We start from the raw sequence: 23,784 nt of genomic DNA, 5'->3' as shown, positions 1-23,784 counted from the left end.
CGGCGGCTACCGCTTCTCGGCGTGGACGAAGCGTTCGAGGTCGGACACCGGCAGCTCACGGCCCGCCGGCTCCAGGTAACGGGTGCGATAGTCGGCGGCGCCGACCTGCTCCCGCTCCACCCAGCCATCACCTGCCAGCAGGCCGCCGACCTCTCCCGGAGCCAGACCGAACCGCCATAGTCGCCGCTCGACCACGAACTCCTCATGCAGCGCCGTGCGCCTGACGCACCCGAGGCTCACGTCACCCGCCTGACGCGATGCCTCCTCGATCCGCTCCAGGTCTTCAGGCGCTGCTGGCCAAGCGGCCCTCGCCGACGGTCATCTCGGGCCAGAACTCCCGGTAGCGGCCGGAGTGGAAGACGAGCGGCTCCCCTTCGGCCCGCTGGTAGCGCTCCACCGCCCCGATGAAGATGTGATGGTCGCCGCCGTCGTGGACGCGCTCCGTACGGCAGACGAAACTGGCCAGCGTCCCGGCGAGTACCGGCAGGGGCGTGCCGAGCAGCTCCACCCCGGCGAACTTGTCGGTCGAGGGCGTGGCGAAGCGCCTGGACAGGTGGTCCTGGTCGGCGGCGAGGACGTTGATGGCGAACCGTCCGGCCCGCAGGAAGAGCGGCGCGCTGGGCGCCCGGTTCGACAGGCACCAGAGCACCAGCGGCGGCTCGAGCGAGACCGAGGTGAAGGAGTTGACGGTCACGCCGGCCCGCTCCCCATCGGCGGTCACCGTCGTGATCACCGCCACCCCGGTCGCGAACTGCCCGAGGGCCTCACGGAGCGATCTCATGCCGCGACCCTGCTGAGGTACGCCTCGGCACGGCCGGCGTCCATGAACCAGTCGGCGTAGTCGGCCGGGTTGTCGAAGCCGTTGACGAAACGGGAGGCGATCTCCGCACGCTGCCCGGCGGCGCCCAGGAGCGCCAGGTGGTGGGGTTCGGCAGGCGCCAGCAGGGCGTTGGTCCAGTTCGTGACGTGCTGGGCCTGCGTCCAGAAGAGTTCGAAGGTCCGCCGCATCCAGTCCGCGTCGAACGGCTGCGCGCCCCGCTCCACGATGGCCCGCAGGTAGGTGGCGGCGCACTTGGCGGCGTTGTTGCTGCCCTGCCCGGTGATCGGGTCGTTGAGCACCACGACGTCGGCGACGCCGAGCACCGGTGCGCCGGAGGGCAGAACGGCGACAGGACGGCGAACCGTGGGGGCGAAGCGGCCGGTCAGGACCGCGTTGGCGTCGGTGAGTTCGATCCCGGCGCAGCGCTCGGCCTCCCAGGGGAAGAAGGTCTCCAGGATTCGGCGGCTGCGGGCCAGATGCTCGGCGGGGCCGCGTACGTCGCCCCAGCAGTCCATGGGCCCGCCTGGCACGCCCTCGAACACCATGATCTCGCAGGGGCCGGTGTGGGTGAGCGCGGGGAAGACGAAGTACTCGCCCACGCCGGGGAGCAAGTTGAAGCAGACCGCCGAGTGATCGGGCCGCGGGGTGAGACCGTTGACGTAGGTGACCGCCAGCGCGCGCTGCGGAGCGGCGTACGGGGAGCGCGCGGGGTCCCGCTCGAAGAGCGAGGCGATCTGTCCCTTCCCCGCGGCGACGAGGACCAGGTCGTACCGGGCGGCATAGCTCTCCAGGTCCTCTGGGGTGGCGTCGTGCAGGATGAGCTTGCCGCCGAGCCGTTCGAACTCGCCCATCCAGGCCGGCATCTTCAGCCTCTGGTCGACCGAGCGGGCGGGAACGTCCAGCCGCGCCGCCCAGTCGAGTGCCTTGCCGCCCTCCGGGCCGGGAACCGTGAGCGCGATGCCCTCGATGGGCGGGCAGACGTCGGCCCACCGGTCCAGGCCGAGCTCACGCTCGTGAGCCTGCGCGGTGCCGAACATGGCCTGGCCGGACATCACCCGGCCGTCGCGGATGGACTCGGGGGTGCGGTTGGAGACCACGGTGACGTCGTAGCCGTGCTGAAGCAGGCCGATGGCCAGGTGGAGACCGGCTTGACCGGCACCGACGACGAGGATCTCGCGCATGGTGGTGTGTCCCTTCGGTGTCAGGAGTGGAGGTTGCGATCGGCGCCTGACAAGAAAGGTACGGTCGGCGCGTCCGCCCGAGCCATCCGCTGAGCGCGGATCTCATCCACCTGACGCGGAACCCCTGCGCAACGTCTCCGACGGCGGCTGCCCGTACCTTTCGCGGTACTGGGCGGCGAACCGTCCCTGGTGCAGGAAGCCCCACCGGGCGGCCACCGTGGTCACCGTGGCCCTGGCGGGGTCGGCCGTCCTGAGCTCGTCGTGGACCCGCGTCAGTCGTACCTGCCTGAGGTGGGCCATGGGGGTCAGCCCGAGATGCGCGCGGAAACCTTCCTGCAGAGAGCGGCTGCTGACCGCGACGGCGCCGGCGACGTCGGCGGTGGTGAGCGGGAGGTGCGCGTGCCCTTCCATGAACTCCATCGCCCGGCGCACGACCTTCGGCAGAGCGGGCGGCCTGGGCGCCGTCAGCCGCTCGAGGTAGTTGGAGGGCTGCATGGTCAGCAGCAGGGTGATCAGGGCGTTCTCCAGGTGCGCGATGGCCAGCGGATGGCCGGTCAGCCCGTCGTCGCGCTCTGCCTCCCTGACGAGCAGGTCGGCCATGTCCCGCCAGGACCGGGTCCAGCCCATCGTCAGGTCCATGCCGGGGTCGAAGACGACCGGGGCGTCGAGGTGTTCGCCGAGCATCTGCTCCAACGAGCGCTCGATCGAGGTGCGCTCGAACTTGACCACCAACTGGGGGCAGCCTGCGGCCCAGCGCATGTCGAGGTGGCGGGTGGGCGAGGGCAGCGAGGCCAGCGACGAGGTCGAGACGATCTCCTTGTCACCGACGCGGATCAGGCTGCGCCCGGCGAGCGGGATCATGACAAGGAAGAACGTGTCGAGGTCGCCTGGTTCGATGTGCACGTCGGCCCCGTAGTCGAGGTAGTTGACGCGGACCGAGCCGAGCTGGACGGAGTTGAACCGGGCCGACAGCAGGTTCGCGTCCCCGGCCAGCTCCAGCCGGTGCGGGCAGAACACCTTGGCGACCTCGCCGCGGACCTCGTCGAGGTCGGAGCTGGCGAAGACGGCACGATTGCTGAGGAGCACACCAGATGATCGCCGTTCTCGCCCCCGGTCTTACATGTAAAAGGACGCACAACAGAGCCTGAACCGCGTACGCGGCGTTCGTCGCAGCGGACACCGTGGCGCATGCTGCGCCCGATGACCTGCGAGGCCAGGCAAACTCGACCCCGCGAGGAGATCGACCAGTGGGCCCGGCATGGCAGGATGTCCTTCGGGATGGAGTATGACCGGGGATCTCCCGCGCTCCCGCGTGGGTGCCCCGGGTAGCTCGAGTCCAGGCTCGGGTATTTCACATACTGCATTCCGTATGTAAAATCACAACAAAATTGGAGGGGAGTACTCCTTCGCGGCCGCGTCGTCATCACGGACCTGTCTTGGGCCCGGTGCGGTCGGTCCGCAGTCATGCGGGCGGAGAAGACCTCCGACGGACGTGTCAACGCCAAGTCGGAGGAGCGCTCATGCCCCCACCTATGCCCGTGCCCGCCTGGCTGTGGGTAGCCACCATCGCGGCCCTGATCGGGCTCATCGTCATCGACCTGATCGTCGTCAACAGGAGACCCCACAAGGTCACGATCGCCGAGGCGACGCGGTGGATCGCCTTCTACGTCGGCTGCGCCGTCGCTTTCGGCGCAGGTGTGTGGATCTTCGGCGGCGGCGAGTACGCGGCCGCCTACTTCACCGGTTACATCACCGAGTACTCGCTGAGCGTGGACAACCTGTTCATCTTCATGATGATCATGGCGAGCTTCGCCGTGCCCGCGATCCATCAGCACCGCGTGCTGCTCATCGGGATCATGATGGCGCTGGTCATGCGCGGGATCTTCATCGGGGTGGGCGCGCAGGCCGTACAGCGCTTCAGTTGGGTGTTCTGGATCTTCGGCGGCATCCTGATCTACACCGCGTGGAAGTTCGCCTTCAACAACAACGAGGACGAGGACTACGACCCCAACGGCGGCGTCGTGCGACTGGTACGCAAGCTGTTTCCGGTCACCGACGAGTACCACGGCTCCCGGCTGACCATCAAACGCGACGGTCGCCGCTGGCTGACCCCGATGTTCATCGTCATGATCGCCATCGGTGGCGCCGACCTGGTCTTCGCGGTCGACTCCATCCCCGCCATCTTCGGCATCACCCAGGACGCCTACCTGGTCTTCGCGGCCAACGCGTTCGCGCTGATGGGGCTGAGACAGCTCTACTTCCTGCTCGGCGGACTGGTGGAGAAACTCGTCTACCTCGCCTACGGCCTGGCGGTCATCCTCGGTTTCATCGGCGTCAAACTCGTCCTGCACGCCCTGCACGAGAACGAACTGCCGTTCATCAACGGCGGCGAGCACGTCACCTGGGTGCCCGAGATCAACAACTGGGTCTCGCTGGCCGTCATCGTCACCGTGCTCGGCGTCACGACGGTGGCCAGCCTGATCAAGTCCAGGCGCGACCCGAGCCAGGACGCCGAACTGCCCGAGCCCAAGCCGGGGCCCGAGCCCGAGCCCGAGCCGGCCGATCCGGCACGCAACTGACCGACCGTGGGGAGCAGGCTCGCGCCCGTCCGCGGGCCTGCGGTCCATGCCCTGACCTCCAGTCCTTGCGAGGTCTGCGGACCTTGAACGTTCCTGACCTGGCACGATGCTGATCCAGTCTCCGGCCTCCGCGACCACGCATTCCTGACCACCGAACGGCCCTGACGGCGAGCGCGGGTCCCGGGCGGCTGGGGCGATTCCCCAGCCGCCCGGAGAAGCGGAGCACTCAGCGCCGCCCTCGGCGCCTCTGTCCACTTGACGCCCTAGAAGGCGGACCACGTACAGGGACGTGCGGGGAGAGGGGTGGTGAGCTGCTGATCCGCTCACGGGATCGGGGGGGCGCGTCCGACACGCGTGAGTAGCGACGCGCGATTCAGGGTGGTGCGTTACCGGGTCACTAGTCGGTTCCGATGTCGACCCTGTACGTCGGGCCGAAGTTGTAGGTGTTGAAGGTGCCGCTGGTCGCGCCGACCTTCAGATCGACGGTGTCGCCGGCCTGGTGCCTGTACCCGTAGGCGTGGATGGGGACTGGAGTGTCAGCGCACCAGAATCTGTAGACCTGCCCGGCGCCGTGTGTGGCGCCGACGTCCAGCCGGACGGACTGGTGCGTCAAGGTGGCGTGGTGGCAGTAGGCGTCGAGTTCACCGTGGATGATGTACGTGTTGGGGCCTTGGGAGGTGACGGTGCCGTTGAACCGGACATCGTACTTGATGTTGCCCCAGCCGTCCTGATCCAGGTACTGGACATGGACGGGGACCGTGGCCGCGCTTGCCGGTGTCGCGGTGGACATCGTCAGCAGAGCCGAGCCGAGGACGGCCCCGGCGAGTCCCGTGCGACGCGAGCGGCGTGATGAGCGTGATGAGGTACGGGCCATGCGTACTTCCTTCCGGATGGAACGGGGCGGCTGCTGTCCAGGCCGCCATTGCCAACTCTAAGTAATCATGCGACGACGCTAAGTGATGTTCCCTCAAGGTGAGAGCCTGCTGGCCCACGACGGAAATTGCCTGCACACCCTGTGCCGTGCCGATACGCGTGTACCGGCTCTCACCTGGGATGCAAGAGATGGCCTTTCCACCTGGCGTAACGCGCGTAGCGCGATCTGTCCCGGGACGGGTCTCACGATGGCGACCCTGTCGTGAGTGCTAGCTACGCGCCAGCTTTGCCAGGTGGGCGACGGCAATGGCGACGCCATTCCTGATCCAGGAAGCGGGCCAGGCGCTCGGGCGGGGTCCAGGTGTCGTCCGGTGGCATCGTCCAGCAGCCGATGGGGCGGGCGGAGGTGGGCCAGTCGGCGGGCGCGGGCAGCAGATGCGGGCTCCAGGCGTGCAGCACGCTGCCCGTCTTGATCAGCTCGGCCATTGGCGGGAAGCCGTCCTCCAGGCCGAGTGCTTCGGCCCGCCAGGTGCGGATCGTGCCCCGGTAGGGTGCCTCGATCGCGGCGGCGACCCGCCAGTTCGCCCGGTTGAGCGGGCCTGGTGGCCGTACCGGGAAGATGGGGGAAGGGGGCGAAGGAGTGGCCCCGGTCAGCGAGGCCACCAGCTCAGCGCACCGATGCACTGGCTGTGCGTGGACCACCAGCGGATACACACACCATGCCCGCAGATCGACGACCGGCCCCTCTCGCCGCTCTCCTGACCTCGCTGCCCCACGAACGGCCATCGGCTGATCGTCCGCTCGACGGCTCATCCGGGAGCCAGGTCCTTTCCTGCGCTCTGAAACGTCTCGCCGTCGAGCAGGCTCTGCACGATCGGCCCAGCCCATACGACGATGTCGTCGTGGTCGGCCGAGGCGACAGGGGCGACGCGCAGGCCGTACCTGGCGATCGCCAGTCCCATGAGCTGGGCGGTGATGAGGGCGGCGCGCATCGCGCGGTCGGGACCTTCGATTTTCTCTGCGACCTGCGCGGTGAACTCCCTGTCGATGAACTCGCGCAGCATCTGCGCCGACGGATCGTGGCTGCCTGCGGACATGGTCAGGGCGAGGATCGGCTCCAGGCTCGTGCTCGCGTCCCACAGTTGGAGGAAGCGCCGGACCAACTCGGCGCCGACTCCGGCGCTGCCATGGGCGAGCAGGGCGGCGACCGGCTCGCGTGGGCTGCCGGGCGCCCGCAGCGCGGCGGCGAACAGCTTGTCCTTGCCGCCGAAGAAATAGCTGATCATCGAAGGGTCCACGCCGGCGTCCGCGGCGATGGCGCGCACGGTGGCCTTGTCGTAGCCGTCGCTGGCGAAGCGGGCGCGTGCGGCTTCGAGGATCTTGCGGCGGCTCTCCATGCCGCTGCGCCACCGGCCTGATCGTGCGGTCATGAGGCGATCCTACATTTTCTCCAACAGGCGTTGAAGTATCTCGCCGGTCTGGCTATATTCTCCAACGGGTGATGAAGAATGGATGTGTTGATCGTCGGCGGCGGCTTGAGTGGGCTGGCCGTGGCGGCTCTCCTCGGCCAGGTTGGTGTGACGTGTTCGGTGGTGGAGCGCGAACGGGAGATGCCCAGAGCGCCGAGGAACCACCGGCTCAATCCGCGCACCATGCAGGTGCTGCGTGGAGCGGGGTTGGAGGAGCCGGTCCGCGCCATCGAGCTGGGGCGCGAGAGCGGCGGCCTGATCGTGGCCGACACGGTCACGGGCTCGGCGAGGGCGAGCGTTCGCTCGCCCTCGCCGTGGGACCCGATACCCCCGTCCGTCAGCGAGGTGCCCGTGTGCACCTGCAACGAGCGGGAACTGGAGACGGTCATGCGCGCTCAGGCGCGCGAACGCGGTGCCGAGGTACGGCCGGGCGTCACGCTGACCGGCTTCGAGGCCGGTCCGGACCGAGTCACGGGCGTGCTGGACGACGGCACGACGGTCGAGGCTCGCTACCTGATCGCGGCCTCCGGTTCCGCCCTCAGGGATGCGGCCGGGGTGTCCGCGCACGGGCCCGGCAGGCTCGGCCGCCAGCTCACCATCAGCTTCCGTGCTGATCTCGATCTGAGCGACGGCTATGTGCTCGGCAGCGTGAACGGGCTGCTCCTGCCTGAGGAACCAGGGATGTTCGGGCTCACCGTGCCGATGACCGGCCTCACGACCGAACAGTGCGTGGAGCTGGTCAGAACCGCGGTCGGGCGTGCGGATCTACCCGTCGAACTGGTCGGTCTCGAGCCGGTCGAGATCGCGGCAGAGGTCGCCGACCGGTTCGTGTCCGGGCGCGTGCTGCTGCTGGGCAAGTCCGCGTACGTGTCGCCGCCCACACCCGGTCTGATCGGCAACGCGCGTATCCAGGACGCGCACAACCTCGCATGGAAGCTCGCACTGGTCCTGTCGGGCGAGGCGGGTCCTGGCCTGCTCGACACCTACGACACCGAGCGCAGGCCGCTGGCGGAGCTGACCGTGCGCGACGGGCTGAGCAGGCTCCCTGCGCACATGACCGCGCCCACCGTGACCGCCGAGGCGCTGACGGTGGATCGCCTGACGTTCGAGCTGGGCTACCGCTACGGCGCCGGCGACCCGTTCGAGGATCCACGAAGGCCAACACGGCAGCCGGGCGGCATGGTGCCGCACTTCGACCTGTCGGCCCGCTCGTTCGTCCTGCTCGCCGACGGCGACGAACAGCGCTGGCGCGCGGCCGCCGGCCCGCTCGGCGTCGAGGTACGCGCGGGCGGCGGCGGAGCGGAGGCGCTGCTCGTGCGGCCCGACGGCTTCGTCGCGTGGCGCTCCACCGAGCCCGACCACCTCACCGAGGCGCTGGAGCGCCTCCTCCACAGAGAAAGGTCTTGACATGAACGAACCCCTGCGCGTGCTCATCGCGGGCGCCGGCCTGGGCGGGCTCTGCCTGGCCCAACGACTGCACCAGGCCGGCGTGGACGTGCTGGTCCTCGAACGCGACGCCGGGCCGTACAGCCGAGCCCAGGGCCATCGCGTCCACATCGACCAGCGCGGCGAGGACGCGCTCCGCGCCTGCCTGCCCGGACCGCTTTTCGAGCTGTACCAGGCCACGCGCGGTCAGCCGAGCGAGCGGATGATGCTGATCAACGCCGAAGGCGAGCGGCTAGAGGAGGTCCCCCTGCCCGCACTCCCCGACGGCACCTCGATCATCAGGACGGGCAGGGCGGTCAGCAGGAACACCCTGCGCGAGATCATGCTCGGCGGCCTGGACGGCGTGGTGCGCTTCGGCAAGGCGGTCACCCGCTACGAGCAGGACGAGCGAGGGCAGGTCCGGGCCTGGTTCGCCGACGGCACCAGCGAGAGCGGCGACGTCCTGGTCGGCGCCGACGGGATCGGCTCAGCCGTACGCACTCAGCGCCTGCCGCAAGCGCGGGTGCAGGATCTGGAGATCCGGTGGATCGGTGGCAAGGGCCCGATCACCGGCGAGATCGAACGCTCGCTCCCGGACGGGATCGAGCACGCCTTCGCGGCCGTGACGGGCATGGACCCCGCGATGATGATCGGATACCTGCGGTTCGAGAACCAGCCGCGGCCCACCGCCGAACACCTCGCGCCAGACGTGCTCCTCACCGACGCCGGCGACTTCGTCATGTGGGCGATCACCGTGCACCGCGACCGGCTCGACGCGTCCGACGCCCACCTGCCCGGACCCGAGCTGCACCGGCGAGCCCTCGAGCTCACCGCGGACGCGCACCCGGCCATGCGGCGGATCATCGAGCGATCATGGCCCGAGCAGACCTTCCATCTCTCCATCGGCACGACCCTCCCGATCCCGGCGTGGGCGAGCGACCAGGTGACGCTCCTCGGCGACGCCGTCCACGCCATGCCGCCCTCCCGCGCCTCCGGCGCCAACACCGCGCTGAGCGATGCCGCCGACCTGGCCCGCCACTTGATCACCGTCCAACAGGGCAGCAGCACCCTGCTGGAGGCGATCAGCGCCTACGAGCGCACCATGATCGAGCGCGGCTTCGCAGCAGTCGAGTCCTCGATGAACGCGATCGACGCGATCGCCCGGAAGATCATCAGGTGAACCGCATCGAGTCCACCGTCTGCGTGGCCGGCGGCGGCCCCGCCGGCCTGATGCTCGGCCTCCTGCTGGCCAGAGCCGGCATCCAGGTCACGGTGCTGGAAAAGCACGCCGACTTCCTGCGGGACTTCCGTGGCGACACCGTGCACCCCGCCACCCTGGAGGTCCTGGACCAACTCGGACTGATCGACCGTTTCCACGCGCTGCCACATCGCAAAGTTCCGGCCATCGAAATGGTGCAGGGTGGCCGACGGGTGGAGATGGCCGACTTCCGGCTGCTGCGCGTGCGGTTCCCGTACCTGGCGTTCATCCCCCAGTGGGAGTTCCTGAACCTGCTGGCCGAGGTCGGCGCCGGCCTGCCGGCCTTCCGGCTCCTCATGCGGTCTCAGGCCCACGACCTCGTACGCGACGGCGGGCGTGTGACCGGCGTGCGATTCCGCGATGCCGATGGCGAGCACGAGCTACGGGCCCAGCTCACCGTCGGCGCGGACGGCCGCCACTCCGCGATCCGCCTGGCCGCAGCCCTGCCCTCACGAGCCTTCGGCGCACCCACCGATGTGGGACTGTTCAAGATCAGCCGTCGGGACGACGATCCGGACGAAGGATTGTGCATCCGGGTCGGAGGCGGCTCCGTCCTGAGCCTGATCGATCGGGGAAGCTACTGGCAGGCCAGCTTCGAGATCACCAAGGGCACGGCGCCGTCCGGTATCGAGTACGTAAGAGAACAGGTGGCCGCGCTCGCCCCCTTCCTCGCCGACCGAGTGAGCGAGATCCACGAGCTCCACCGACTCGACGTGCGCATCGACCCGCTACGTCGCTGGCACGCCCCCGGGCTCTTGTGCATCGGCGATGCCGCGCACGCCATGTCACCGATCGGCGGATTCGGCGTCAACCTCGCCATCCAGGACGCCGTCGCCACGGCGAACCTGCTGACGGCGCCCCTGCTGCGCGCGCAACGACACGGCACCCCGATTCCAGCGGCCGCGCTGGCCGCGGTGAAACGGAGAAGACGACTGCCGACTGTGGCGGCCCAGACGTTGCAGCGGCTGATCCAGCGTTTCGGCGTCGAACCGGCCATGAGGGGAGACCGGCTCCGTCAACCGATCGCGGGCTCACGCCTGGCCCGCCAGACGATGGCGTACATGGTCGGGGTCGGCCTCCGGCCTGAACGCATCACAACCCCGCCCGGCTCCGCTGATCGGTGAGCACCAGCGAGTTGGCTGACCAACGGGGTGCAGTCGTGAAATATGCAGGTCAGGGCCTCGGGCCTAGTTTCTGTCAGGGGGTGAGGGCGTGGGCGAGGTGGGCGGTGATGGCGTCGATGGTCTCCAGGTCCCCGGCCAGCTCGGCGTCGACGAGCAGGCCGAAGTGGTCTTCGATGTCGACGCTGAGGGTGAGGGCGAGAATCGAGTCCAGGCCGTAGGTCTGCAGGGGAGCGGCCGGGTCGATCCGGTCGGCAGGGAGGTTGAGGTAGTCGGCCCGGGCGGTCACCTGACGGCGGGCGGCGTCCTCGACCGTGCGCATTCTCCCATCCATTGGGCCGGCCAGGACGCTTGATCCGTCTGCAGTCTCGGTAGCTGGATCGATGATTGCCAGACCTGGAAATCGCCGGTCACTCGGCCATGATGCCCAGGTTGTTGAGTCGCTTGACGTGCCCTGGTGTCTCTCGCGGAGATGGGTAAGGCGCTGGGTGAAGGTGTCGGTATGCTCGTCGCGGATGGCCAGGGCGTGCAGGTCGCGGATGAGCTCGACGGCTTGGTCGTATTCGCGGGGCTTCTTGGTGGCGATGGAGGCCTCCACCCGGTCCCATGCCGCTTCGAGGTCCTGGGCGAGTCGGTTCAGGTGGAGTTCCCGGGCTTGCCGTTGCTGCTGTTCCCGGCGGGCTTGTTCTTCGGCGTGCCGGGCCGACTCCTGTTGCTCGCGGGCGTGGCGGCGGACGGCGGCGGTGTCCAGCAGTTCGGCGATCGTCCGTCCCGCCTCCACCTCTTGGTCGGTGGTTTCGCCGCCGAACTCGCGCAGCAGTTCCCAGCGGACCCGTGCGGCGTCCTCCTCGACCACCCGCAGCAGCAGCGCGTCCTTGCGCTTGGCAGACAGAGCGCCGATCTAGGCGGCCAGGGTCTTTCGATCATGCCGTACGGCTTGCGTTGGCGGGCTGGCTTCGACGGCGGCGGCGAGCAGGTCGTCGTCCAGACGCAGGAAGTCAGCCAGGGCCCGTTGCGGCGCGCTGAGCGTACCCAGTCCCGGCGGGACGGGTGGCTCCAGTTCGTCCTCTTCCTCGTAGTCGAAGGCGTCCTCGTCACGCTCCCAGGTCCCGTACGCCGACAGCCAGGCCAGATAGAGCGGCCGCAGGTCACCTGTGGCCAGTTCGGCGCGGATGCCGACGATCGCCGACAGCGAGCGTTCGACGTCGTCTTCCCAGTACTCCTCTTCCGCCTCGCTGGTGAAGTCGAGGATGAGGTGTTCGCCGCTGGTCCAGGCGCTGACCTGGTCGCCTACGCAGTAGCGTTGGGCCTGCTTGAGGTCGAGCACGGCCGCGGGCAGGCGGAGCATGACCCGATGGGCGCCCCAGTTGGCCAGGTACAGGTGGGCGTCGTAGTAACGCTCTACCATGCGGGACGGGTCCCCGCGGAAATCGCCCCAGTGGTATTCGTTGGTGAAGCTGGTGGCGGTGATGTGGGCCCGGGTGGAAAGGGCGCGCACCTCAGCCTGCTGCTGGTCGGTGAGAGGCCGGTCGATGGCCAGGAACTCGTAGCACTGGTATTCGCTCATGCTTTCACCCGGCCCAGCGGCGGAAGGCATGGATCCATTCGGCTCCGGCCGGTGGCGGGTCGGGCAGCGGCAGGTCGAGGATGCCGATTGCCTGCTTGTGCTTGCCATGGCGGCAGATCGCCACGATGCCGCTCCCGACCAGGAAATCGTCAGGGCTGTGCGGGGGTGATGTCGATGTGCGGGAAGTCCTCGCCTTTGAAGAGCAGGGGTTGGTCGAGGTCTTTGGCGAGGGCGTAGGCGAAGCAGTCGCCCATGTTGAGCTTGGCCTTGGAATTGTTGCCCTTGCCGTAGATCTGGTACGCCCGGCGCGCGATCCTGGCCTGATGGGGTGTCACCGGCTCGATGATGAGGCCCATCTCATCAACTGGTGTGTCGAAGGCGTTGCACATGGCCTCACCACGGTTGTCCGCCACAATGGCCGCTTCGACGTAGTTGACGGCCGAGATACGACACACGGGCCGCGGCGATGGCGTGGGCGAATTGGGTGGCCTCGGGCTCACCGTTGCGTGCAGTCGAGCGCTCGGCAGGAACAGGCGCCGGTTGCCGGCCGACCGTGTCCCCGCCTCGTCCGCGCCGTGTCATGGCTGTGTCACGGTCGCGCCGGCCGGTGGTGCGGGTCAGCGCACGTTGACCGGGCGCAGTGTGAAGCCGTCGTTCGGCTTGCCTGCCAGCAGGGCGGCCAGGCCGCCTGTTCCGCTTCAAAACTCGTACACACGGTTTGAGCTGGTGTTTCTTCGGGTCTGTCAGGCAGCCCTCCGGTACTCGTTGATGGCTCCGCTGAGCACCTTTCGGCGCTGAACCCGGCCCTCCAGCGGCACCACGACGTGCTCGTCTTGATCAGGTGGGCGTTGTTGGCGGGTTCAAAGCCAACACTTACGTCTGTTCGATGGCCGGCGACAACGTTCACTGGGAGGGCCTGCGCAACGAGTTCCTGCCGGCCGCCGCCACCGCCGGGAATTGGTAGAGCAGGGCTTCAGCGGGTTCCTGTGGCGTGCGAGAGGGGCTTGCCGGACGATGCCAGGTGAGCTGCCAGCGGAAGCCGGAACACGAAGCGGGCTCCGCCACTGGCGGACCTGTCTGCCTCGATGGTGCCGCGATGGGCGTGGGCGATTTCGAGGGCGATCGGCAGCCCGAGTCCGGTGCCGTTACGGTCACGCTTGCAAGAGGCGGTGAGACGTACGAATCGCTCGAAGATCCGACTGCGGTCGGCCTCGGCGATCCCATCGCCGTCGTCGGAGACGATCAGTTCAGCGCTTTTCCCGTTGCGGTGTACTTCCACCACTACCTGGTGCCTCGCGTGCCGATGGGCGTTGTCCAGCAGGTTCGTGAGCACCCGCATGAGATCATTGCGGATGCCCATGACCATCACGGCGGGTTCGAGCCGAAGTTCGTTGCTGAGCCGGTCCGCTCGGCGCAGGGACTCTGCGGCCACCAGTTCCGCCAGGTTGACCGCCGTCGGCTTCCTGGCACCGTTGTGCCGGTTCTTGTTCCCCATCGCCTCGATCCGCGAGAGGAGCAGCAGGTCGGCGACGATCGCCTCCAGCCGGTCGACATCGCACAATGCCTGCTCGACCAGGTCCTCCATGCACGTCTGACGTGGATGCAACTGCGCCTCCTCCAAGCGGAGGCGCAACCCGGCTATGGGGTTACGAAGCTCATGCGACACTTCGGAGGCGAACCGTCGCTGCTGCCGGAGCGCCTGCTCCAGCCGTCCCATGCAACGAGTGACGGATCGGGTGAGCCGGGTGACCTCGTCCTCGCCGGGAAACGTCAGGAGCTCGTCATGCACGGGCCATCTGTTCGCGTCGCAGTCCGTGGTTTCTGGATTGCCGAGTGCGTCGACATACTGGCGCAGCTTGATCAGGCGGTCCATCGTTCGATGGTGCCCCGGCGTCCCGACCCTGCACATCCCACATCCGTGCAGGTTGAGGGCGGGAACTCTGCTCCGGTCCGCGCCCTCACCTCTGGCGTCACACGAGAAGCGTCCGGTCACGGTGAGCACGCCATCCGGCTTCGGCGCCCCGTCGAACGGCTACTCTTCGGAGCTGTCCGCCTCCAGCAGGTCGCAGGCGACATTGAGCAGCAGGTGCACGTCCGCGGGTTTCTGCACGTACTCGTTGGCACCCGCGGCGAGCGCCTTCTCCCGCTCCCCGGCGATGACCTTGGCGGTGAGCGCGATGATCGGGAGATCGGCGTGCCGGGGATCGCTGCGGATCGCCCTCATGGCCTGATAGCCATCGACCACGGGCATCATGAGGTCCATCAGGACGAGCGACACCTGCGGGTGGTGCGTGAGAGCCTCGATGCCCTCCTCGCCGTTCGCGGCGTGCAGCACCGACATCCCTGCCCGTTCGAGGACGTGGGTGAGTGCGTTGACCAGGCGGGCGTCGTCGTCGACGATGAGGACCTGGGCACCTGACAGCACTTCCGCCGTGTGGTCGGCCTTCCGCTCAGATGGTCGGTCCGCTCGGCTCGTACGCTCGTCGAGCTCGTTCCGGACGTTGAGCCCGGCAGGTTGCCCCGCGGCGGCGGCTTGCGGCTCCCCGGGCGTGGGCTCCGCGGGTCCGGGCTCGATCTCCGTGGGTGCGGCTGTGGCCGCCTCTCCGCGGTCGGCCGGCTCTTCTTCCAGCTCGTCCGGGGTCAGGCGGACCACGGGTACGTACAGCGTGAATGTGCTGCCGTGGCCCAGCCCGCTCTCGGCCACGATCTTGCCGCCGAGCAGGCCGGCGAGTTCGCGGCTGATGGAAAGGCCGAGACCGGTGCCGCTGGTGTGGCCGCTGGGACCATGCACCTGTTCGAACGCCTCGAAGATCGTGGTCAGCTTCTCGCGCGGGATGCCGATGCCCGTGTCCTCGACGGTGAAGGCGATGACGCCCTCGGCCGAGTCCGGTGACTCGCCGTCGACCTGGGCGGCCCGCTCCACGCGCAGCTTGACATGGCCTTCGGAGGTGAACTTGAAGGCGTTGGAAAGCAGGTTGCGCAGGATCTGCTGGAGCCGCTGCCCGTCGGAGTAAAGGTCATGAGGCGCGTCTTCGGCCACCTCGATTCCGAACTCGAGCCCATGGTCGGCCGCGATGGGACGGAAGGTGGTGTTCACGTAGTCGAGCAGCGTGGCCAGCGGAAGGTACTTCGGCCGGATGTCCATCCGTCCGGCCTCGACCTTCGACAGGTCGAGGATGTCGTTGATGAGCTGCAGCAGATCGGACCCCGACCAGTAGATGTTGTGCGCGAACTGCTCCTCTTCGGCGGACAGGTGACCCTGGGAGTTGTCGGACAGCAGCCGGGCGTAGATGAGCAGTGAGCTCAGCGGGGAGCGTAGCTCGTGCGACATGTTCGCCAGGAACTCCGATTTGTACTGCGAGGCCGATGAGAGGAGCGCAGCCTTCTCCGCGAGCTGCTCGTTGGAGCGCCGCAACTCGGCCTGCTGCCTCTGCAACTCCTCGGAGCGTTCCTGGAGCTGCGTCGTCAGCCGCTGCGACTCGCTGAGCAGCGCCTCCGTGCGCGAGTTGGCGATGATGGTGTTGATCGCGACCCCGATGGTGTCGACGAACTGGTCGAAGAAGGCCAGGTGCACGTCGGAGAAGCGGCTGAAGGAGGCCAGTTCGATGACGCCGAGCACCTTGTCCTCGAAGGGAATCGGGATGATGACGACGCTCGTCGGAGTGCCCTGCCCGAGGCCCGAGCGGATGGTGATGTAGTCGGACGGGGCGTCCACCAAGAGGATGCGCTTCTGCTCCCGGACGGCCTGCTCCACGAGGCCATGCCCCGGCATCCCGGTGGTATCGACGGTTCGCCCCTGCGAGCCATAGCCGGCGATGTAGGCGAGCCCTCTCGCGGGTCCGCCCTCGCTGTCCGTCTCGGCCAGGAAGAACGCGCCGAACTGCGCGTTGACCAGCGGCGTGAGCTCGCGCAGCACCAGGTCGGCGACCTCCGTGAGGTCGCGGTGACCCTGCATCAGCCCGGCCAGGCGGGTGAGGTTGCCCTCCAGCCAATCCTTGGCGCGCGTGGTCTCCCGAAGGTTGGAGACCATCTGGTTGATGTTGTCCTTGAGCTCGGAGACCTCACCGCGGGTCTCAACCGTGATGGTTCTTGACATGTCGCCCTGCGTGACGGCGGAGGTCACCTCGGCAATGGCGCGGACCTGGGTGGTGAGGTTGAGCGCGAGTTCGTTGACGTTGTCGGTGAGGTCTTTCCAGACTCCTGAGACGCCGCGGACCTGCGCCTGTCCGCCCAGGTTGCCCTCGGTGCCGACCTCGCGGGCCACTCGGGTCACTTCGGAGGAGAACGACGACAGCGTGTCGACCATCGTGTTGATCGTGGACTTCAGTTCCAGGATTTCGCCCCGCGCATCGACGTCGATCTTCTTGCCGAGGTCTCCTTCGGCCACCGCCGTGGCGATCTGGGCGATGTTGCGTACTTGGGAGGTGAGGTTGTCGGCCATGAAGTTGACGTTGTCGGTGAGGTCCTTCCACACTCCTGAGACGCCGCGGACGTGGGCTCGCCCACCGAGTCGCCCGTCCGTGCCGACTTCCCGTGCCACTCGGGTGACCTCGTCGGCGAACGCCGACAGTTGGTCCACCATCGTGTTGACAGTGTTCTTCAGCTGCAGGATCTCGCCCTGGGCGTCAACGGTGATCTTCTTCGACAGATCGCCGTTGGCCACGGACGTCGTCACATCGGCGATGTTACGGACCTGGGTGGTGAGGTTGAGCGCGAGTTCGTTGACGTTGTCGGTGAGGTCCTTCCAGACTCCTGAGACGCCGCGGACCTGCGCCTGTCCGCCCAGGTTGCCCTCGGTGCCGACCTCGCGGGCCACTCGGGTCACTTCGGAGGAGAACGACGACAGCGTGTCGACCATCGTGTTGATCGTGGACTTCAGTTCCAGGATTTCGCCCCGCGCATCGACGTCGATCTTCTTGCCGAGGTCTCCTTCGGCCACCGCCGTGGCGACCTGGGCGATGTTGCGTACTTGGGAGGTGAGGTTGTCGGCCATGAAGTTGACGTTGTCGGTGAGGTCCTTCCACACTCCTGAGACGCCGCGGACGTGGGCTCGCCCACCGAGTCGCCCGTCCGTGCCGACTTCCCGTGCGACTCGGGTGACCTCGTCGGCGAACGCGGACAGTTGGTCCACCATGGTGTTGACAGTGTTCTTGAGCTGCAGGATCTCGCCCTGGGCGTCAACGGTGATCTTCTTCGACAGATCGCCGTTGGCCACGGACGTCGTCACATCGGCGATGTTACGGACCTGGGTGGTGAGGTTGAGCGCCATGAAGTTGACGTTGTCGGTGAGGTCCTTCCACACTCCTGACACGCCGCGGACCTGCGCCTGTCCGCCCAGGTTGCCCTCGGTGCCGACCTCGCGGGCCACTCGGGTGACCTCGTCGGCGAACGCCGACAGTTGGTCCACCATCGTGTTGACGGTGAGCTTCAGTTCGAGCAGCTCACCCGTCGCCTCGACGGTCACCGACCGGGTCAGGTCGCCGCGGGCGACGGCCGTCGTCACCACCGCGATGTCCCGCACCTGGGCGGTGAGCCTGCTGGCCATCGTGTTGACGGCCTCCGTCACGTCCCGCCAACTGCCGGACTGTCCCTTCACCTTGGCGTGACCGCCGAGGCGTCCTTCCGCGCCCACCTCGCGGGCCACCCGGGTGACCTCGCCGGTGAACAGTGACAACTGGTCGACCATCTGGTTGACCGTCTGCCCGAGCCGACGCAGGCTGCCGCACAGTGGCCGGCGGTCGTCATGCAGATCGACCCGCTGGGTGAGGTCGCCCCCCGCGACCGCTTCCAGGACGCGCGTCGCGTTGGCGGTCGGCACGACCAGCACATCGACGAGAGAGTTCGCCGTACCGACGGCCGCCGCCCAGGCGCCCTGGCCGGGGCTGGCTGACAGCCGCTCGTCGAGCCGGCCGTGACGTACGACCTCGCGGTGAACCCGGTTCATCTCGTCCACGAAATGCCGATTGCGGTCGGCGATCTGGTTGAAGACGGCGGCGAACTCGGCGAGCACGCCGTCCTGGTCGGCCGGCAGGCGGACCCGGAAGTCCCCATCGCGAAACGCCTCCATCGCCGCCAGCAGCGGGCGCAACTCGATCGGCCGAATCGTGGATGGAGAGGTGGCGTTCTGGACACCCATTGACGTATCCCCCTTCGTCGGCGTCCATCCCGAATTTAGCTATGTTATCCCGATAACTCGCCCTTTTGTCTTTTTTGGTGTTATTTGGGGATTGGGCGGTGGGGTATTTGGTTCAGATGACATGGCCTGACCGACACGTTAATCTGCCATGTGTTGCCTTTGATGTGACCCGATGCCGCGCACTTCATGGAGATCGCCGGTGACCGCGACCACACGGCGGCAGAACCCGGGAAATGTTGCGCCTTTACCTAACTCGTTGTCTTATGTAGCCATGGGGGGCAACCGGGGGAAAAACTCCCCAGAACCCGTCGGCGCGAAGACCGAGTCGCCGTCGTCCTGGCCTGGCTGGCGCGGCCGTGCCCATGAATGGCGTTCCGTCACCGACCTCCTGCGGGCCATCGATACGGGCCGGGGCGGCATCGTGCTGGTCGAGGGCCAGTCAGGGATGGGAAAGACCCAACTGCTCCACGAGGCCGCCGAAGCCGCCGCGCGGACTCGTATCGCGGTCGCCCACGGCGCAGCCGACGAACTCGAGCGCCTGGCTCCCCTGGTGCCTCTGGCGGCGGCCTTCGACGAGCCGACACTCACCTCACCGGAGCCGATGCCGGAGCCGACGTGGTCCGCCGAGGCGGCTGATCTACGGCTGTCGCTGGTGGAGCGGTTGTGCGCCCTGCTGGAGGAACGAGTCGGGCGGGGCCCGATGCTGATCACCCTGGACGACCTGCACTGGGCCGATCCGACCACCCAGATGGTGCTGCGGTCGCTGCTTCCGGACTTGGCCTCGTATCCACTGGGGTGGATTCTGGCCCGTACCAGCGGGATCGGCGACCGCGGCGTGGACGGGCTTTACGAACTGCTGGAGCATGAGGGCGCCGACCGGGTCGTCCTCGGGCCGCTCGACGACCTGGCGGTGGCTGAGATCGCCGCCGACGTCTTCGGCGCGCCGCCCGAGCCGGACACCCTGGAGATGGCGGCGGACGCGAAAGGAAATCCATTCCTGCTCGTCGAGCTGCTGAGAGCGTGCAAGCTCGCCGGCGTGGTCGAGGTCACCACGGGCAGCGCCCGGCTGACCTCGACGGCGGGAGTCCAGGCCGGCGCGAGTAGCTCACTGGTCGGATTGTCCGCGTCGACCCGGCATCTGCTCCAGGTGGCCGCGATCCTGGGCCGATCGTTCTCCGTGGACGATCTGGCCGAGATGCTCGGAGAGCCGGTCGACCGGCTGCTGCCGGGGCTCGCCGAGGTGGTTCGCGCGGGCATCGTCATGCCCACGGCCGGTCGGCTGACATTCCGGCACGACCTGCTGTGGCAGGTCGTAACGGACATGATCTCCGAGCCGGTGCGCACGGCACTGCAGCGACGGGCCGGATGCATGCTGCTGCAACGCGGCGCGATCGTGCCCGCCGCCGCGCACTTCATGCGCTGCGCCAAGATCGGCGATTCGCGGGCGCTCGACGGGCTGGACCGTGCCGCACGCGCGGTGCTGCCCTACTCGCCGCAGTCCGCGGTGGATCTCGCCGTCCGTGCGCTCGAACTCACCACCCCGGGCGACTGCGACCTCCTGCCACGTACGGCGGTGGCGGTGGAGACGCTGACGGCCGCGGGACGGCTCGCCGAGGCGATCGAATCCGCGCGGGCGGCGCTGGTGCGTGCGCCACCCGGGCCATGGACCGATCGCCTGCGGTGTGAACTGGCCTCCGTCCTGCTGCAGAGCGGTCGCGCGGCCGAGGCCGTGGCCGAGGCCGAGGACCTGCTCGCGCGGCGCGCCCTCGGCGACGAGCTGCGCGGCGTCGCCGAGCTCATGGTGTTTCACGGGCTGATAGGACTGCACGACTTCGGGCGGGGCCGTGAGCGGGCCAAGACGGTCCTCGCGGACCGGGCGGCGCACAAGGACACCGCACTGGTCGGGGCACTGCTGCTCAGCGCGCACATCGCCTGGGAGGATGCGCGGGCCGACGACGCGTTCCGCGACATCCACGACGCAGTGCGCATCGCGAACACCGGATCCATCGCCGCCCGGCGCGCCCAGCCACGACTGTTCATGGTCCGCTGCCTCTTCGGGGTGGGACGGTACGCGGAGGCCCAGAGCGTGATCCAGGCCGCCGCCGCCGACTTCGAGGCCAATGGACCGGCGGCCCACATCGCCAGCCCCGCCTTCTTCCGGGCCTGCCTGTCGCTGGCCACCGGCCACCCGGACGATGCCGTCGCAGAGGCCGAGGCGGGGCTGAAGGCCGCCGATGAGATGGGCGCGCACGCGTACGCGCTGCTCGGGCTGGCCGTCATGTCCATCGTCGAGTTGCGCCGCGGCAACGTGGAAGCGGCCGCGCGGCACATTGAGCGCCTGGAGATCGCGCAACAAGCGGCGCACGGCCCCACGTACGGGTCGGTCTGGGCTGCCTGGGCGATTGCGCTGCTCCGTGAGGCCCGGGACGGCCCGGAACGAGCCATGGAGGCGCTCGAGAGCTGCTATGCGGACGTCAGAGAACGGCGCTGGATGTTCATGCTCGAACCGAACGCGGCGGCTTGGATGACCCGTACCGCCCTGGCGGCAGGACGCCGCTCGGCCGCCGCGCACGTCGCGGAGACGGCCCGGCAGATCGCGCACGACAATCCCGGCTTCCCCGGTCTCGCCGCCTCAGCCGCTCATGCGCACGGAATCCTCCACGGGGACGCCACAGCGCTGACCGAGGCGACAGCCCACCACAGCGACCCGTGGGGCGCCGCCTCCGCCGCAGAGGACCTGGGCGTCCTGCTGCTCTCCGGCGCCTCGGACGGTGCCCGTTGCGGCGACACAAAGGCCGCCATCGCCAGGTTCGAAGAGGCAGCCGACGGCTACCTGAAAGTCGGCGCAACGCGGGACGCGGCCCGGACGCGTGCGCGGCTGCGGGAGTTGGGCGTACGCCGCCGCCACTGGGCCTACGCCGAGCGGCCCAGCAGCGGATGGAGCAGCCTCACCGACACCGAACACAGGGTCGCGACCTTCGTCGCCCAAGGACTCACCAATCGTCAGGTGGCCACCCAGATGTTCCTGTCGCCCCACACGGTCTCGTTCCACCTGCGCCAGATCTTTCGCAAACTGGGCATCGCCTCCCGGGTGGAACTGGCTCGCGACGCCGCCGAACAACCGCCTCATGAGCTACCGGCGAACGACGACTCCCGCCGCTGATCGCTCTCCCTTGGTGGGAGCGGTCCCTCGAGCCTGGGCCTGGGGGCATGTGTGGGAGAAGTCATGATCTGGCGAGGAACTTCGGCGGGGTTGTGGCCGTCATGTCCAATATGAAGGATGAGCCGCAGAACGATCGGTTCCGGCATCTGCCGGAGCGGCCAGACCCGGCAGCGTGGCGGTCCGGTGTGGATGAGGGGCCGTTGCCGCAGGTGATCGCCGAGCCGGCGGAGGCGGGGGACACCGGCCTGCGCTGGGTGGCGCCCGAGCTCGAAGCGGCACGGCAGATCAGCGACGCGATCGTACGGCGCCGCGGTTCTCGCGACTGAACGGAACATGGGGACGGCTCCTTCCAACTGGCTAACTTCCATCCTGAAATCGCAGGTCACGCCTGCGGGTGCCGACTAGTCATCCGGCCAGGTCAAGCCACGCGTCGGTATTCCTTCAGTACACCCCCGAGCCCGATCACGTCGGCGGACATCGAGCAAGGTGATCGACGCCACGTCGATGTCGGCATCGGAGAGCGGTCGAAGCGGGGCAGCCTGCCGGAGGCCCGGTGGGGACGGTGTTCGTTGTAGAAGGTCTCGAACTCGCGCAGCGCATGCAGAAGGTGGCGCTGGATCGGACGGTGGGCGGGCGCCCTGGCCACCGGTGAGCACTGCCTGCGGCGTGCCGGCGCCGCAGGCGCAGACGGTCGTCACCGTGAGGTAGGCCAAGCGCAGCAGCACGACTGATCATCATGCCGCTATTAGGCGCCGTCCGCCATGCCTTTGACCTGCATGGATGAATATTCGGCACCTGCAGGCTTGACCAGTGCTTGGACGGGTCCGCGGTCAGTCCGGGCGTGTCCCGCCCGCAAATCCTTCCACCACGTTCTTCTGGTGGGTGTCGCTCGGGTCTGGCTGGACGATTCGGTCTTAGACGCCCGATACCCGGCAGCGCAAACCGGCTCATTTCGATCTTGCTGTCGGCCCGCCGATGTGTCGGACGCGTGCCGAAGAGCATGTGACGAGCATGAACTCGGCCATCTCCGCCTCGCAGAAGAGGGTCGAGAATCGAGAAAGCGCAGGTCACGTGGTGTACCGCTCGAATATGGCGTTGCGTGCCCTGAGCTGCGGTTAAGCCGCGTGGTGGTACTCGCTGATCATTCCTGCAACTACGGGTTTTCGGCGGATGGATCGCAGGTTGTTGAGGTCGATCACGTCGCGGGCGGGCTGCGTTGCGATGTCCGGGGGACGTTGGTGTCGGGACTGGTGCGGCCTATGCCGGTTGTAGTGGATCAGGTACTCGTGGAGTACGAACGCCAGGTGGCGTTCATTGAGGATCAGGACCCGGTCCAGGAGTTCACGGCGCAGGGTACCGATGACCCGCTCGCAGATACCGTTCATCCTCGGCGTCCGCGACATGGTGGTGACGACCCGCAGCCCTTCGGCGGCGAAGACCCCTCTGAAGGCGGAGGTGAAGAGCGGATCCCGATCGTGGATCATGAACCGCAGCCCGGCGAGACGGTCACCCAGATCCATCGCCAGGTTGCGGGCCTGCTGCACGGTCCATGCTCCGGTCGGGTGCGCGGTCACTCCGGCCAGGTGCAGTCGCCGGGTGCCGTGCTCGATGAAGACCAGCACATACAGCCGTTTGAGAAGCGCGGTCTCGACCACCAGGAAGTCGCACGCGATGATCGCGTGGGCTTGCGCGGTCAGGAACTGCCGCCAGGTCGGCCCAGCCCGGCGAGGTGCCGGATCGATACCGGCGGCGCGCAGGATCTCCCACACCGTGGGGGGCTCGCCGCGAAGCGTGGACACCGGGCTGTTATGCGGCGAGCAGCACTCTAGCGGTGGTCTGCTGCTCGTAGTCGACTGGGCTGAGGTAGCCGAGGGTGGAATGCCTTCGGCGGGTGTTGTAACGAGTGATCCACTTGAAGACGGCCAGGCGGGCCTCACGTGCTGAGGACCAGCGCTTGGCGCCTTGGAGGGTCTCGCGTTTGAGGCTGGCGTTGAACGCCTCCGCGGCGGCGTTGTCGGCGCTGGTACCGACGGCGCCCATGGACTGGCGCACGCCGAGCTCGGCGCAGACCTTGGCGAACTCGGCCGAGGTGTACTGGGCGGATTCAACCGGTCGTCGCAACACCTTGATCCGGAGGTGTTGCATGGGCAGACCAGCGGGGTGGATGACGACGCGCACCGGGCGGCCGGCGA

20 protein-coding genes are annotated in these 23,784 nt (G+C 68.1%); 6 read left to right on the top strand and 14 right to left on the bottom strand.

Annotation, left to right across the window (positions count from 1 at the left end):
• Positions 1–6 precede the first annotated feature (6 nt).
• From ACZ6S0_RS34610 to ACZ6S0_RS34595, 4 genes are all read right to left on the bottom strand, one after another.
• Positions 7–240, bottom strand: coding sequence for a hypothetical protein (locus tag ACZ6S0_RS34610; RefSeq protein ID WP_465923531.1), 234 nt, complete (start codon positions 238–240; stop codon positions 7–9).
• 43 nt (positions 241–283) lie between these two features.
• Positions 284–781, bottom strand: a complete 498-nt coding sequence (locus tag ACZ6S0_RS34605; protein ID WP_465923530.1) for a flavin reductase family protein — start codon at positions 779–781, stop codon at positions 284–286.
• On the bottom strand, positions 778–2,001 hold the full coding sequence (locus ACZ6S0_RS34600; protein WP_465923529.1) for a styrene monooxygenase/indole monooxygenase family protein: 1,224 nt from the start codon (positions 1,999–2,001) through the stop codon (positions 778–780). Before ACZ6S0_RS34600 ends, ACZ6S0_RS34605 begins: the two co-directional genes overlap by 4 nt.
• Positions 2,002–2,103: 102 nt before the next feature.
• Positions 2,104–3,087, bottom strand: coding sequence for an AraC family transcriptional regulator (locus ACZ6S0_RS34595; RefSeq protein ID WP_465923528.1), 984 nt, complete (start codon positions 3,085–3,087; stop codon positions 2,104–2,106).
• Between the two features lie 434 nt (positions 3,088–3,521).
• On the opposite strand from ACZ6S0_RS34595, the gene ACZ6S0_RS34590 reads away from it, so the two are divergent.
• On the top strand, positions 3,522–4,580 hold the full coding sequence (locus ACZ6S0_RS34590) for a TerC family protein (protein WP_465923527.1): 1,059 nt from the start codon (positions 3,522–3,524) through the stop codon (positions 4,578–4,580).
• A gap of 397 nt (positions 4,581–4,977) precedes the next feature.
• Here ACZ6S0_RS34590 and ACZ6S0_RS34585 read toward each other — a convergent pair whose 3' ends face one another.
• The 3 genes from ACZ6S0_RS34585 to ACZ6S0_RS34575 all read right to left on the bottom strand — a co-directional run bounded on the left by ACZ6S0_RS34585 (position 4,978) and on the right by ACZ6S0_RS34575 (position 6,883).
• Positions 4,978–5,454, bottom strand: coding sequence for a hypothetical protein (locus ACZ6S0_RS34585; RefSeq protein WP_465923526.1), 477 nt, complete (start codon positions 5,452–5,454; stop codon positions 4,978–4,980).
• 272 nt (positions 5,455–5,726) lie between these two features.
• Positions 5,727–6,137 (bottom strand): hypothetical protein, encoded by a 411-nt coding sequence (locus ACZ6S0_RS34580; protein ID WP_465923525.1) that lies wholly within the window; start codon positions 6,135–6,137, stop codon positions 5,727–5,729.
• A 125-nt stretch (positions 6,138–6,262) separates the two neighbouring features.
• Positions 6,263–6,883, bottom strand: a complete 621-nt coding sequence (locus tag ACZ6S0_RS34575) for a TetR/AcrR family transcriptional regulator (RefSeq protein WP_465923524.1) — start codon at positions 6,881–6,883, stop codon at positions 6,263–6,265.
• Between the two features lie 78 nt (positions 6,884–6,961).
• Here ACZ6S0_RS34575 and ACZ6S0_RS34570 point away from each other — a divergent pair, with 78 nt between their 5' ends.
• From ACZ6S0_RS34570 to ACZ6S0_RS34560, 3 genes are read left to right on the top strand one after another with little or no spacing between them, the layout of a single operon-like run.
• Positions 6,962–8,329, top strand: coding sequence for an FAD-dependent monooxygenase (locus ACZ6S0_RS34570; protein WP_465923523.1), 1,368 nt, complete (start codon positions 6,962–6,964; stop codon positions 8,327–8,329).
• A gap of 1 nt (position 8,330) precedes the next feature.
• Positions 8,331–9,527, top strand: coding sequence for an FAD-dependent oxidoreductase (locus tag ACZ6S0_RS34565; RefSeq protein WP_465923522.1), 1,197 nt, complete (start codon positions 8,331–8,333; stop codon positions 9,525–9,527).
• Positions 9,524–10,729, top strand: a complete 1,206-nt coding sequence (locus ACZ6S0_RS34560; protein ID WP_465923521.1) for an FAD-dependent oxidoreductase — start codon at positions 9,524–9,526, stop codon at positions 10,727–10,729. Before ACZ6S0_RS34565 ends, ACZ6S0_RS34560 begins: the two co-directional genes overlap by 4 nt.
• A 73-nt stretch (positions 10,730–10,802) precedes the next feature.
• Here the strand turns inward: ACZ6S0_RS34560 and ACZ6S0_RS34555 are convergent, their stop codons facing one another.
• The 5 genes from ACZ6S0_RS34555 to ACZ6S0_RS34535 form a co-directional block, all read right to left on the bottom strand.
• The gene (locus tag ACZ6S0_RS34555) at positions 10,803–11,582 is read right to left on the bottom strand and encodes an acyl carrier protein (protein ID WP_465923520.1); all 780 of its coding nucleotides are present in this window, start codon (positions 11,580–11,582) and stop codon (positions 10,803–10,805) included.
• 45 nt (positions 11,583–11,627) lie between these two features.
• Positions 11,628–12,293, bottom strand: a complete 666-nt coding sequence (locus ACZ6S0_RS34550) for a hypothetical protein (RefSeq protein WP_465923519.1) — start codon at positions 12,291–12,293, stop codon at positions 11,628–11,630.
• Between the two features lie 149 nt (positions 12,294–12,442).
• Complete coding sequence (locus ACZ6S0_RS34545; protein ID WP_465923775.1) at positions 12,443–12,682, bottom strand: PIN domain-containing protein; 240 nt, start codon at positions 12,680–12,682, stop codon at positions 12,443–12,445.
• Positions 12,683–13,266: 584 nt separating this feature from the next.
• Entirely contained in the window at positions 13,267–14,166 is a 900-nt protein-coding gene (locus ACZ6S0_RS34540; RefSeq protein ID WP_465923518.1) for a sensor histidine kinase, read from the bottom strand.
• A gap of 159 nt (positions 14,167–14,325) precedes the next feature.
• The gene (locus tag ACZ6S0_RS34535) at positions 14,326–18,429 is read right to left on the bottom strand and encodes a HAMP domain-containing protein (RefSeq protein ID WP_465923517.1); all 4,104 of its coding nucleotides are present in this window, start codon (positions 18,427–18,429) and stop codon (positions 14,326–14,328) included.
• A 271-nt stretch (positions 18,430–18,700) separates the two neighbouring features.
• Between ACZ6S0_RS34535 and ACZ6S0_RS34530 the strand changes: the two genes are divergently transcribed.
• Positions 18,701–21,592: a helix-turn-helix transcriptional regulator gene (locus ACZ6S0_RS34530; protein ID WP_465923516.1), complete on the top strand. Its 2,892-nt coding sequence runs from the start codon at positions 18,701–18,703 to the stop codon at positions 21,590–21,592.
• 110 nt (positions 21,593–21,702) lie between these two features.
• A complete protein-coding gene (locus ACZ6S0_RS34525; protein WP_465923515.1) occupies positions 21,703–21,918 on the top strand; it encodes a hypothetical protein in 216 nt (71 codons plus the stop codon).
• 789 nt (positions 21,919–22,707) lie between these two features.
• Here the strand turns inward: ACZ6S0_RS34525 and ACZ6S0_RS34520 are convergent.
• Both ACZ6S0_RS34520 and ACZ6S0_RS34515 read right to left on the bottom strand, forming a co-directional pair.
• Positions 22,708–23,361: an integrase core domain-containing protein gene (locus ACZ6S0_RS34520; protein WP_465923514.1), complete on the bottom strand. Its 654-nt coding sequence runs from the start codon at positions 23,359–23,361 to the stop codon at positions 22,708–22,710.
• Positions 23,362–23,398: 37 nt separating this feature from the next.
• A partial coding sequence (locus ACZ6S0_RS34515; protein WP_465923513.1) for a transposase occupies positions 23,399–23,784 on the bottom strand: 386 nt, incomplete at its 5' end.

It is taken from the genome of Nonomuraea sp. NPDC051298 (assembly GCF_055586305.1).
This window is presented reverse-complemented; position numbering and strand designations above follow the sequence as displayed.

What these genes read in the sequence shown, in the direction of transcription:
- ACZ6S0_RS34605 (WP_465923530.1), bottom strand. Translation starts at nt 781, where the DNA reads ATGAGATCGCTCCGTGAGGCCCTCGGGCAGTTCGCGACCGGGGTGGCG.
- ACZ6S0_RS34600 (WP_465923529.1), bottom strand. Translation starts at nt 2,001, where the DNA reads ATGCGCGAGATCCTCGTCGTCGGTGCCGGTCAAGCCGGTCTCCACCTG.
- ACZ6S0_RS34590 (WP_465923527.1), top strand. Translation starts at nt 3,522, where the DNA reads ATGCCCCCACCTATGCCCGTGCCCGCCTGGCTGTGGGTAGCCACCATC.
- ACZ6S0_RS34585 (WP_465923526.1), bottom strand. Translation starts at nt 5,454, where the DNA reads ATGGCCCGTACCTCATCACGCTCATCACGCCGCTCGCGTCGCACGGGA.
- ACZ6S0_RS34575 (WP_465923524.1), bottom strand. Translation starts at nt 6,883, where the DNA reads ATGACCGCACGATCAGGCCGGTGGCGCAGCGGCATGGAGAGCCGCCGC.
- ACZ6S0_RS34570 (WP_465923523.1), top strand. Translation starts at nt 6,962, where the DNA reads ATGGATGTGTTGATCGTCGGCGGCGGCTTGAGTGGGCTGGCCGTGGCG.
- ACZ6S0_RS34565 (WP_465923522.1), top strand. Translation starts at nt 8,331, where the DNA reads ATGAACGAACCCCTGCGCGTGCTCATCGCGGGCGCCGGCCTGGGCGGG.
- ACZ6S0_RS34550 (WP_465923519.1), bottom strand. Translation starts at nt 12,293, where the DNA reads ATGAGCGAATACCAGTGCTACGAGTTCCTGGCCATCGACCGGCCTCTC.
- ACZ6S0_RS34545 (WP_465923775.1), bottom strand. Translation starts at nt 12,682, where the DNA reads ATGTGCAACGCCTTCGACACACCAGTTGATGAGATGGGCCTCATCATC.
- ACZ6S0_RS34540 (WP_465923518.1), bottom strand. Translation starts at nt 14,166, where the DNA reads ATGGACCGCCTGATCAAGCTGCGCCAGTATGTCGACGCACTCGGCAAT.
- ACZ6S0_RS34535 (WP_465923517.1), bottom strand. Translation starts at nt 18,429, where the DNA reads ATGGGTGTCCAGAACGCCACCTCTCCATCCACGATTCGGCCGATCGAG.
- ACZ6S0_RS34530 (WP_465923516.1), top strand. Translation starts at nt 18,701, where the DNA reads ATGGGGGGCAACCGGGGGAAAAACTCCCCAGAACCCGTCGGCGCGAAG.
- ACZ6S0_RS34525 (WP_465923515.1), top strand. Translation starts at nt 21,703, where the DNA reads ATGAAGGATGAGCCGCAGAACGATCGGTTCCGGCATCTGCCGGAGCGG.